The sequence below is a fragment of the Flectobacillus sp. genome, from assembly GCF_049240685.1.
In the GTDB taxonomy this organism is placed as follows: Bacteria; Bacteroidota; Bacteroidia; order Cytophagales; family Spirosomataceae; genus Flectobacillus.
Genome location: NZ_JBMLSD010000329.1, coordinates 1 through 11,234, shown reverse-complemented (window position 1 = coordinate 11,234; position 11,234 = coordinate 1). Strand labels below are relative to the sequence as shown.

General features: G+C 38.2%; 9 protein-coding genes. 5 read left to right on the top strand and 4 right to left on the bottom strand.

Annotated elements, in window-relative coordinates:
- Window positions 1-286: 286 nt before the first annotated feature.
- From ACOVQ4_RS14965 to ACOVQ4_RS14955, 3 genes are all read right to left on the bottom strand, one after another.
- Window positions 287-1,360, bottom strand: coding sequence for a dipeptidase (locus ACOVQ4_RS14965; protein WP_421821435.1), 1,074 nt, complete (start codon window positions 1,358-1,360; stop codon window positions 287-289).
- A 93-nt stretch (window positions 1,361-1,453) separates the two neighbouring features.
- Entirely contained in the window at window positions 1,454-2,566 is a 1,113-nt protein-coding gene (locus ACOVQ4_RS14960) for a D-TA family PLP-dependent enzyme (RefSeq protein WP_421821434.1), read from the bottom strand.
- Window positions 2,567-2,754: 188 nt separating this feature from the next.
- Window positions 2,755-3,243, bottom strand: a complete 489-nt coding sequence (locus ACOVQ4_RS14955) for a RidA family protein (RefSeq protein WP_421821433.1) — start codon at window positions 3,241-3,243, stop codon at window positions 2,755-2,757.
- Between the two features lie 308 nt (window positions 3,244-3,551).
- On the opposite strand from ACOVQ4_RS14955, the gene ACOVQ4_RS14950 reads away from it, so the two are divergent.
- The gene (locus ACOVQ4_RS14950; RefSeq protein ID WP_421821432.1) at window positions 3,552-4,310 is read left to right on the top strand and encodes a DeoR/GlpR family DNA-binding transcription regulator; all 759 of its coding nucleotides are present in this window, start codon (window positions 3,552-3,554) and stop codon (window positions 4,308-4,310) included.
- Window positions 4,311-4,559: 249 nt separating this feature from the next.
- Here ACOVQ4_RS14950 and ACOVQ4_RS14945 read toward each other — a convergent pair whose 3' ends face one another.
- Window positions 4,560-5,066 (bottom strand): hypothetical protein, encoded by a 507-nt coding sequence (locus tag ACOVQ4_RS14945; RefSeq protein ID WP_421821431.1) that lies wholly within the window; start codon window positions 5,064-5,066, stop codon window positions 4,560-4,562.
- 344 nt (window positions 5,067-5,410) lie between these two features.
- Here ACOVQ4_RS14945 and ACOVQ4_RS14940 point away from each other — a divergent pair, with 344 nt between their 5' ends.
- The 4 genes from ACOVQ4_RS14940 to ACOVQ4_RS14925 form a co-directional block, all read left to right on the top strand.
- Window positions 5,411-5,773 carry a hypothetical protein gene (locus tag ACOVQ4_RS14940; RefSeq protein ID WP_421821430.1) on the top strand — a complete coding sequence of 121 codons (363 nt, stop codon included), beginning with the start codon at window positions 5,411-5,413 and terminating at the stop codon, window positions 5,771-5,773.
- Window positions 5,774-6,389: 616 nt separating this feature from the next.
- Entirely contained in the window at window positions 6,390-7,658 is a 1,269-nt protein-coding gene (locus ACOVQ4_RS14935) for a TolC family protein (RefSeq protein WP_421821429.1), read from the top strand.
- A gap of 19 nt (window positions 7,659-7,677) precedes the next feature.
- A complete protein-coding gene (locus ACOVQ4_RS14930) occupies window positions 7,678-8,778 on the top strand; it encodes an efflux RND transporter periplasmic adaptor subunit (protein ID WP_421821428.1) in 1,101 nt (366 codons plus the stop codon).
- A 96-nt stretch (window positions 8,779-8,874) separates the two neighbouring features.
- Window positions 8,875-11,234, top strand: a 2,360-nt coding sequence (locus tag ACOVQ4_RS14925) for an efflux RND transporter permease subunit (protein WP_421821427.1), incomplete at its 3' end; no start/stop codon positions are given.

Genomic DNA, 11,234 nt, shown 5'->3' with positions numbered 1-11,234 from the left:
GTATTGATGGTATTTTCTGGAAAATCTTTTACACTACCTACTTTTTCATAAGCTTTACCATGGATTCTGAAACCTGATAATGACATTTTTTTCTATCTTAAAGTAACCCTTCGAAACTTGCATTTCAGCAGGTTTTGGAATGATAGAAATAGTATTTTGGGCAGAAGTTTTTCCCAAAAATAAAAAAGCCAAGACAATAGAAAGAAGCGTTTTGGAGCACATAGGAGCAATGTGTCAATATGGTTGTTGTATGAAAAAAATGCAAGGGTAAAGCCCCTTGCACCTGCTATTTCCAAGCATTTCTTAAAAATCTTAACCAGTTACCGTGCATAACCTTTTCGATATCTTCTTGAGAATAGCCTCTTTTGCGAAGCATATCTGGAATTTTTTGAAGGTCGGCGATGGTTTCCAAATCATAAGGACTTTGCTCTTTTCCAAAAGCCCCATCCAAATCTGAACCAATACCGATATGGTTGGCATTGCCAGCGATTTGACAAATATGGTCGAGGTGATCGAGCATTACTTCCAGATTACAATTCATGTTTTCTGGCGTAGATACACCTCTTACCCAATTAGGTACCATCATCCACGCATCCAACGCACCACCTATTACAGCTCCACGATTGATGAGTTCTTTGATTTGTTCGTCGCTAAATTGGCGATTATGATTTACCAAGCTACGGCAAAGGTTATGGCTCGCCCAAATATTTCCATGAAAATGGTCTAATGCTTCCCAAAAACTATCATCACACAAATGCGTAGCATCAAGAATGATATTGAGTCGTTCCATTTCTTTGAGCAAATCGCGTCCGTGCGGACCCAAACCTCCCGTGGCATCTGTGCCTTGCGCATAACGCCCAGGACCATAATGAGCTGGTCCGATGGCTCTTAAACCGTATTCGTAGGCTTTGGCTACATGGTCAATCGTTACGATAGAGTCGGCACCTTCCAAACTTAGGATATAGCCAATTGGCTTCTGTTCGTTTGGAATAGCTGTGTCCGACCAAAGTGCAAGGTGTTTTTCTAGGCTAGCCAAATCGTTGATTTGTACCATTTCGCCACAAGCTTCCATAGCTTGATACCAAGCCATTTGACCTTGAGTTTGTGCCCACGCTTGTTCGGGCGATGCCCAGCCTGGGAGTGGGTTGTTGGGCGCAACATATCGTGCGATTTGTGTAGCAACAACCAAACCTACATTTCCTTTGCGTAATTCAGGAAATGCGACAGTACCTTTAGCACGATCGGGCTTATCGAAAAGACCTTTTTCTCTTTCACGAATTTCAAATACGGTATTTCTTAAATCTCGATTCCATTCCATAGCATTCATGCTAAGATCGAGATGGGCATCTATAGTGAACATGGATTTCTTATAAAGCTTTATGCCGTAGGCTTTATGCATTAAGCAAGATACCGTGCTTGCCTAATGCTTATGGCTTAGAGCTTATGGCTGTATTTATACATTTATTTTTCTATCTCTTGCAATAATTTTCCAGTACTTATTAGTAATAGATTGGTTTTCTGCAAGATAGGCTCTTTCGTAAAGGGCTACCGTTGGGCATACATGAATTGGTATGCCATATAAAACTTTACCAATCGGAAAGTTTTGTATATCTGATACTTCCAATACTAAATGCTCTTCACTTTGCCCGATAAATTGCGCATCGGGAGCATTCAGAAAATGTACTCTTCGGTTCAAATCGTTTTCGGCAGCGACAGATTTGTGTCCTAAATCGATACAAATTCGGTTGGTGCTCGGATGAGAAATAACTCGACTCAAGACCAAGGCAGCAGGTTCGAAAGCCTGTTCTGGAAAAGCATCCTTATAGCCTTTATCCCAAAGCGGAAAAGTACCAGGGCTACATTCTACCTGTGGATTTTGCGCATGAATTGGAAACGTTGGAGAACCTCCTGCCACTACTTGAAGCGATATTCCTTTTTCGGAAAAAGTTGACACTAAATCAAAGACAGGAATAAAAACTTTCTGACAATTTTCGGTTCTCAATGCTAAATCTTGATCACGAATATGTCCGTCGTAGGCATGAAGTCCTTTTACCGAAATACCTTTTAATTCGAGCAATGCATTGATAAGGTCTTTGGCTTTTTGGGGTAATATGCCTGTTCTGTTCATTCCGACGTTGAGGTCGATATAAACATTTATCGTAATCTCGTGCTGTATCGCCGCTGTGGCGATGGCTTGTGCAACTGACAAGTCATCGACCAAGCAGGAAAATTGGGTAGTAGTATAAGTTTGAATAAGGGTTATAAAACGTTGCAACTTCGTAGCCACAGGCTGATACGCCAGCAACACATCAGGCGCTTGACTCATGGCAAGCATTTCGGCTTCGGCAATGGTAGCACATTTGAATTTAGTAATTCCTTTAGCTAACATCAATGCCGTAACTTCCTGACATTTATGCGTTTTGATATGCGGACGAAGTCGATTAACCTCTGGTAGCATAGTTACCAAGGTATCGATATTTTGAGCGATACGCGATGGATACCACACCAAAGCGGGGGTATCCAAGGTATCTAAATCTTGTAAGTTGTACCAAGCAGTTTTATCCATTGTGGATTTTTGATTTTTGATTTCGGATATATTGCTCTGGAAGATTAAAGGAAGTGTAACCCAATTTTTTGAATCATATTTTACAAAAAATTAAGGTAGCCTTTTATATTTCCGAAATCAGAAATCCCCAATCAGCAATTGTTTGAAATCTTTCGAACACTACACTTCGCCCATTCATAACTCAACAATTATTCGCTTTCTAACTCAAACAAGGCCTCGATTTCGACAGGAATATTGTCTGGCAATGAACCAAAACCTACTGCACTACGCACACCAATACCATTTTCTTCGCCCCAAACTTGAGCAAACAATTCACTACAACCATTGATGATATAAGGATGTCTTTCGAAAGTATCTACACAATTGACCATACCCAATACTTTGATTACTCGCTTCACACGGTCGAGACTTCCTAAATGTGTTTGGATGGTTGATAAAATAGTCAAACCCACTTGACGAGCCGCCAATTTGCCTTCTTCCATGTCTAACTCACGACCGATACGTCCAATAATAAGGCTTTTGTCATCCTGCACAGGCCCATGACCCGAAACATATAAGTATTTCCCATCGATAAGGTATGGTTTGTACACGCCCAATGGTAGTGGGGCAGGAGGTAATGAAAGTCCTAATTTTGCAAATGCCTCTGAAGGGGTTAATGGTTCTACCAACTGTTCCATAAAATAGTTTTTATTGAAAATGTCATTTAAGTAAGTATGAAATATTAGAGTCGAGTTTTGATGAGTGCTTGCTTAGCTATAGGCTTGTTTTGCAAAATTTGCAAATTATCCAGCAGTTTTTTGTACAAATTTACTATTTGTTTTAATTTATTCTGCATTTGTTGCAATTTTATTCTATTGTTTTTTTAGAAAATGAGTTTTTATTTCAAATTTTGCAAATATTGAATACTTTGTAACTACTAAAAAGGATTTACGGCCTTAGTCTTTTTGCTATATTTGCAAACGATAACCAACAATCCTCCTTGAATATGTCCGTTAACCTCCTCAAAAAAGAGCGAAAAGATTTGATTTTAAAAGAAATCAATGTGCATACCCGTGTAACCTTTACGGAGTTAGTAGATGTATTGAATGTTTCGGAAGATACCATTCGAAGAGATTTGAATGAGTTGGCCGAGGAGGGGGAGGTTATTAAAATTCGGGGTGGGGCAATGTCGAAAGCCTATCATTATTCTTCTCAAGTAAAGGAAACCTATGCGCACAACTCCAAACAGGAGATTGCTAGAAAGGCGTTGGGATTATTGAAAGAAGGAATGCTGGTGCTAGTAGGCGGAGGAACCACCATCAGAGAGTTGGTCAAACTCATTCCTGATTCGCTTCGTATCACTTTTATGACCGTAAATCCTTTGACTGCAGTAGAGTTGCTGGACAAGCCCAACGTTGATATTATTATGGTGGGCGGGCAATTATCACGTTATAGTCAGATGGCTGTGGGAGGTGAGGTTCACCAGCGCTTATCCGAAATGCGTGCAGATTTATGTATTATGGGGAGCAATGCCATTGATTCAGATGGTGGATTTACAGATTCGGATTGGGAAACCGTGTTGGTTAAAAAGGCGATGATTAAAGCCTCTAAAAAAGTGGCTGTATTGTCCATTGCCGAAAAGCTCGATTCTGTTATGAAGATGAAAATTGCAGATATATCAGAAATTAATTACTTAGTAACTGACCTCGACCCAAATGACCCCAAATTAGGACCCTACCAAAATAAAGGAGCAACGCTTTTGTAAGAAAGGAGTAATATTCTCTAGCTATTCATCGAAAAAGGGAGGTATCTTTAATCCAGTGATTTAGCGAGTGAGTGATTATTTTAACATTTGTATTCTAGCTGTAAAGACGCAATGATTGCGTCTTAAACCAAGTCATATCTAGCATAGTAACATCAAAAAGTGGTCGAAAAATATTTTTCGACCACTTTTTGATAAAAACCCGGAGCATCATCCAAATCCTAAAAATTCAGGATGACATTGCATATAAAACTAAACGTTTTCCACCTTAGATTCAATCTTCTCTTTTACCTGTTTCAAATTTTCTAACAAATGTTCACGCATTTGTACAAACTGCATAATTTCGGTGTGATTTTCCGAATATTTTAAGTTTGGGAAAAATAGTGATGGAAAAAGTATAAACTCATGGACTTGTGATTCGGGCTTCTTTCCTTGTTTTTTTACTGCAAGCGTAATTTTGGGCGCATTAAAATCACGATGCTGACTCGAAGAATCGATATGGATAGATTCGATATGTTCGAAAGGAATTTCTTTGGTAGAAGTTACGGATGTTCCAACTGTGTGAATGTGATACAGCTTTTGGTCTGAAAGGGCTACATATACCGCTCTTTTCTTTTTGAAAATGCCATTAATACTATCTTGCAAGTTTTGTAAACCACTTAATTGAGGGTATTGAACTGAAACTAAGGCATGAATAGGAGCACTAATTGAGTTACTAATGTGTGAAAATGAATCTAATACCTGAAATCTTTTAGCCATGTGAATAAGTATGATTTATTAGGGTTGATTATGAACGAAGTAAGTAAATGCCTCCAAATGCATTATTTTTCTATAATGTATGCTATATCAACGGGCAATTCTATAAATTTATGATGGTTACTGAAAAATAAGCTTAAAATTACAACTAATGTGCCAAAATTTGTCTAACTATGCTAAGAAAGAATTACCTTAGTATTTATTCCAATAAAATCAATAGAGCATAACAATATCTTTCATATTTTAACAGTTTTTAACAATAATTAATCAAAACAAATCTGTATCTTTACGACCAACTATTACAAACTTCGCTTAAAATCAGTAAAGACCAGTCAATTTTGCTTATCATGAAAGCTTTTCGTTTATTCAAATGGATATTACCCCTAGTGCTATGGACCATAGCAGTGGGTGGCTATGCCCATGATGGAAAAACTAAAGTTAGCTATACCAAGGTAAGCAAAAGTGTTTCAAAGTTTAGTAAAAAAAGAACTTTTGGTCGTCATTTTGAGGTTGAAAATAATGTTTTACTTGATAACCAAGAAGAAAAAGATGAAGGCTCAGGACGTTCTCACGGGCTAACTTCTGCTTCTGATTTATCAAGTATCGAACGTGCAATTATTCAAACCTTACAACGTTCGGATGTTCCATTTGTACCTCATTTATCCTTTTCCAAAAAGTTATTTATCCTTCATTGTGTCTATTTAATTTGAGAATAGCACAAACTCACTCATTATATTTCCCTAAAAACTTTTTTTAAAATCAACATTAGCCCTTTGAGGTGCCAACAATGCAAGGATAAGTCCGTATAATCATTATACTGACAAATTGATTTTGCATTGGTCTAAAAAGCTTAGATTGCTTAGGTAATTACGGCTTGATAGAGGGTGGTAACATTGTTTAAAGTGTTATTGTAAGAGAAGTATGTAATGTGGTATCAAACTACATTAATTCTATACGTACGTTATTTTGCTAACATTCTACTCAGGTTTATCATTTTTGTTCACTTTGATGCTCTTTCCAGAAATCGGGCTGATTGTATGACGCTTTCGTTTTAGAGACCAGCGTTGTTTCTGAATCGATAAGCATAACAAGAAATAGTGCGAGTTAGGGTAGGTTTATATAATAATCTACCTTCTTGGTATAAATATCAAGAAAATGCTAACAAAATATAAGTGCTTTGCCAAATAATCGACAGTGTTAGTCCGTCGGATTTTACAAAAAAGGCAAATCACTCAATATTCGTTGGTTTTGTACTATTGCTTAATGTGTATGCGGGGGCATGCACAAGGTTTTGTCCGTTTCATTTTAATCACTTGACTCAAAATTATGAAATCCTATTTGGTATGGATTTTCGGCTTGATGTGTAGTGCCAATGTAGCTTTGTCTCAAAGCTCTGATACCTTGCGCCTAAATCTTGACGAAGCCGAACAGCAGTTTGTTAAAAACAACCTCACTTTGCTAGCTCAGAAGTATAATATCGAAGCATCCAAAGCAGCCATTATTCAGGCAAAACTATTGCCTAATCCGAACATCAATTACGAACAAGGATTGAATACCAAGAAGACTATCGCCAATGACGCGCCAATTGGGGCTTTTGGTGAAAGAACTCTACAGATTCAACAGTTGATTCAATTGGCAGGTAAGCGCAACAAGCAAGTCAATATTGCTAAGATTAATGCAGAAATTACGGATTATCAATTTTTTGAAATCGTAAGAGGTTTGACGTATCAGCTACATGCTAGTTTTTATACAATCCATTATTTGCAAAAAACCTTAGCCACGTACGAACAAGAAATAGAAACCCTCAATAAGCTTTTGAGTGCTTATTCGGATCAAGTAAACAGAGGTAATGTTCCACAAAAAGAATTGATTCGTTTACAGTCATTTTTGGTAAGTCTCGAAACAGAACGTTCTAATATCATTTTGGAAATTACTGATAATCAAGCCATACTCAAGGTACTTTTATCAGATACTTCTACCAAAACGGTACATCCAATCGTAGATGATAATGCTTTGGAACAAAAAAGCGCAGCAGGCTTACAGCTCAGTGAGTTAATTAATAGTGCCACGGATAATCGTTATGACCGCAAGATTCAAGAAGCAACAGTACGATTAGCTTCAGCAGACTTGGCCTTGCAGAAAGCCATGGCTACGCCCGATTTGACCATTGGTTATAGCTATGACCGTGCAGGTAGTTACCTCAACAATTACCACGGCTTGACTGTTGCGATGGATTTGCCTGTTTTTAACAAAAATCAAGGAAATATTAAGATAGCTGAAAATACGATTCAAGCCAACAAACAAAATTTAGCACAAACCGACGTACAAATTAACAATGACGTTTTGCAAGCTTTGCTCAAAGCACAAGAAGCCGAACGTTTATACAAGACACTCGATAAAAACTATTTGCCGAGTTTTGATAAGCTGATTGATGGAGTAGTACAAAACTACCAAAAGCGTAACATCACGTTACTGGAGTTTATGGACTTTTTGGAGTCGTATAAAATAACCGTTACGCAAATCAATACGCTTCAAAATACCAGGATGCAGACATTTGAAAATCTCAATTTTGTAGTAGGCAAAAAAGTTCTTTAAGATTTAAACAGACATCACAATGAAAAAGCATATAAAGTATCTTTCAATTCTTGCAATCTCAACTTTGGCTACTGCTTGTAGCTCTTCTCAGGCCGATAACGAATCAAAGGCAGAAGATCAGCCTTTTGAGCTTTCGCAACGACTAAAGCAAGAATTGAGCTTGGCACCAGCTACGCTAGAGCCTATTCAAACACAATTGCAGTTGACAGGCAAAGTAGTTCCATACGAAGATAAACAAGTAAAAGTATCTCCTTTGGTAGATGGCGTTATCGAAAAAATCCATGCAAACCTTGGAGATTTTGTAAGTAAAGGTCAAACACTAGCGGTTGTGCATTCATCAGAGGTGGCAGATGTTGAAAACCAAACCGTAGGTGCAACTTCCGATTTGTTATCAGCTCAAAAGAATTTGCAAGTACAAAAGGATATGTACAAGGCGGGTTTGGCATCTGAAAAAGACGTTACATTTGCTCAAAACGATGTGTTGAAAGCCCAAGGTTCATTAAAACGCGCTAAAGAAGTATCTAGTATTTATAGTGTGAAAAATGCGTTTTACACTCTAAAAGCGCCAATTTCAGGTTATGTAATCGAAAAAAATAATGCTATTTCTGATAAAATGTCCTTCCACGAAGGTGAAACAGGCGCATTTTTCACTATCGCAGACTTATCGCAGATTCAAGTAGTGGCAAATGTGTATGAAGCAGATATTGCCAAAGTACATGTGGGTTCTCAGGTACAAGTAAAATTGATTTCGTACCCTGATAAAGTTTTGAAAGGGGTAGTAAACAAAATGAGTAATGCGCTTGACCCTGAAACTCGTACTTTACAGGTTCGTATTAATATGCCTAATCCTGGCTTTTTGATGAAACCAGAAATGTTTGCTCAGGTAGACGTAAGTTATAGCTCGTCAGACAGAAGTATTGCGATTCCATCATCGGCGGTCATTTTTGATCAAAACAAAAACTTTGTGATTGTTTATAAGGATGCTAAGCATTTGGAGGTAAGAGAAATCCAGATTGCAAAACAAAACTCTACGAAGACTTATGTGATTTCAGGGTTGAAAGAGGGTGAAAATGTAATGAACAAAAACCAATTGTTGGTGTACAACGCTTTGGTAAACTAATTCGCGTAGTAAAGAATAGTATTTTTCGACTGAAAAGTACTACTCAACTTATGCAAAAATTGTTCAAAACAGTATTCTTATAAATCACTCATTCGGATGAAAAAGCTATTAGCGTTATCGCTCAAATATAAATTTGCAGTATTCTTTTTTACTGCTGTAGTAGTGATTGGAGGTATCTCAAGTTTTATCAATACCCCAATCGACGCCTTTCCTGATGTTACCAATACTCAGGTTACTATTATTACTCAATGGTCTGGACGTAGTGCCGAGGAGATTGAAAAGTTTGTAACCGCTCCGCTCGAAATCTCGATGAACGGGGTGCAAAAGAAAACCACTGTTCGTTCTACAACGCTATTCGGCTTGTCGGTTGTAGTGGTGATGTTTGACGATGGTGTCGACAATAACTTCGCTCGTATTCAGGTAAACAATGCCTTAATGGGCGTAGAACTTCCCGATGGCGTTGAGCCTGAAGTACAGCCACCGTATGGCCCAACGGGCGAAATCTTCCGTTATACCCTCGAAGGGAAAGGAATGACTTCAAGACGTTTGAAAGAGTTACAAGACTGGGTAATTGACCGTAATTTGCGCTCAGTACCCGGTGTGGCAGATATTGTAAGTTTTGGTGGTGAAGTAAAAACGTATGAAATTAGTGTAAATCCTAATTTGCTGCAAGACTATAAAATAACGCCACTTGACGTATTTACGGCGGTTGAGAAAAGTAATATCAATGTTGGAGGTGATGTGATTACCAAAAACAATCAAGCTTACGTAGTTCGTGGTATTGGTTTATTGAAAAATATCCAAGACATTCAAAATATCTTGGTCGATAATATCAATGGTGTACCTGTTTATGTAAAAACTGTGGCAACCGTAACAGAGTCGGCTTTACCTCGTTTGGGACAAGTGGGAAGAGGTAATGACAATGATGCTGTTGAGGGTATCGTTGTTATGCGTAAAGGAGAAAACCCTTCAGAAGTAATTCAAAATCTGAATTTGAAAGTAGAGGAATTAAACTCAAAAATTCTTCCCAATGGAGTAAAGATTAAAACGTTTTATAATCGCCAAACACTCCTAGATTTTTGTATCGAAACTGTTACTCACAACCTTATTGAAGGCATTGTTTTGGTAACATTAATCGTATTGATTTTCTTGGCGGACTGGCGTGCATCCTTGATTGTATCGATGATTATTCCGTTGGCTTTGCTGTTTGCTTTTTGCTGTTTGAAGCTTCTCGGAATGAATGTGAACCTACTTTCGTTAGGTGCTGTCGACTTCGGAATTATTATTGATGGTACAGTCGTAGTGGTTGAGGGATTGATTGTGGTATTGGCACATAAGGCCGAGCATGTGGGTATGGAGCGCTTTAATAAATTGGCTAAAATGTCAATCATCAAGCGTACAGGTACAAGTATGGGTAAGGCGATTTTTACCTCAAAAATCATTATCTTGATTGCCCTTTTACCCATTTTTGCTTTCCAAAAAGTAGAAGGTAAAATGTTTACCCCATTGGCATGGACATTAGGTTCGGCTTTGTTGGGTGCATTGATTTTTACTTTGACCTTGGTGCCAGTAATGGTGAGTATTTTGATGAATAAAAATGTGAAAGAGAAAAGTAATTTCTTAGTAGATGCTGTAATGAAGTACTCTATGAAGCTGTTTAATTACTGTTTTTCTCACAAAAAATTTACTTTCATTACCACTGCTATTATTACTGTTGTTGGTTTTTGGACTTTGACAATTCATGGTACAGAATTCTTGCCACAACTCAACGAGGGCTCTATTTATGTGCGTGCTACGATGCCTCGTAGTATCAGTTTGGACGAATCTGTGCGCTATGCCAACGATATTCGTAAGGTATTTGAAGGCTTCCCTGAGGTTCGTCAGGTGTTGTCACAAGCTGGTCGTCCGAACGACGGTACTGACCCAACGGGTTTTTATAACGTCGAATTTCACGTAGATATTTACCCTCAAAAAGAATGGGCTAGTAAGCTTACCAAAGCGCAACTGATTGAGAAAATGGAAAACAAATTGAGCATTTTCCAAGGAGTTGTATTTGGTTTCTCACAACCCATTATGGATAACGTAGAAGAAGCGGTATCAGGGGTAAAAGGCTCTATTGCCGTAAAAATCTACGGTAACGATTTTGACTTTTTGGAAGGTGAAGCCGAAAAAGTAGAAAAGGTTTTGCGTCATGTAAAAGGTATCGAGGATTTGGGAATTATTCGTAACCTCGGTCAACCAGAATTGCATATTGAGCTCGACCAACAAAAAATGAACTTCTATGGTGTACAAACAGCCGATGCTGATGCCGTAGTAGCCATGGCGATTGGTGGTCAAACTGCCAGTCAACTGTACGAAGGCGAACGCAAATTTGATATTCGTGTGCGTTTCCAATCAGAATTCCGTAAGTCTGAGCAAGAAATTCGCAATTTAATGGTGCCTTCGATGAGCGGAAC

Excerpts from the sequence above, each read along its gene's own strand:
- ACOVQ4_RS14965 (WP_421821435.1), bottom strand. The coding sequence starts at position 1,360 with ATGTTCACTATAGATGCCCATCTCGATCTTAGCATGAATGCTATGGAA.
- ACOVQ4_RS14960 (WP_421821434.1), bottom strand. The coding sequence starts at position 2,566 with ATGGATAAAACTGCTTGGTACAACTTACAAGATTTAGATACCTTGGAT.
- ACOVQ4_RS14955 (WP_421821433.1), bottom strand. The coding sequence starts at position 3,243 with ATGGAACAGTTGGTAGAACCATTAACCCCTTCAGAGGCATTTGCAAAA.
- ACOVQ4_RS14950 (WP_421821432.1), top strand. The coding sequence starts at position 3,552 with ATGTCCGTTAACCTCCTCAAAAAAGAGCGAAAAGATTTGATTTTAAAA.
- ACOVQ4_RS14945 (WP_421821431.1), bottom strand. The coding sequence starts at position 5,066 with ATGGCTAAAAGATTTCAGGTATTAGATTCATTTTCACACATTAGTAAC.
- ACOVQ4_RS14940 (WP_421821430.1), top strand. The coding sequence starts at position 5,411 with ATGAAAGCTTTTCGTTTATTCAAATGGATATTACCCCTAGTGCTATGG.
- ACOVQ4_RS14935 (WP_421821429.1), top strand. The coding sequence starts at position 6,390 with ATGAAATCCTATTTGGTATGGATTTTCGGCTTGATGTGTAGTGCCAAT.
- ACOVQ4_RS14930 (WP_421821428.1), top strand. The coding sequence starts at position 7,678 with ATGAAAAAGCATATAAAGTATCTTTCAATTCTTGCAATCTCAACTTTG.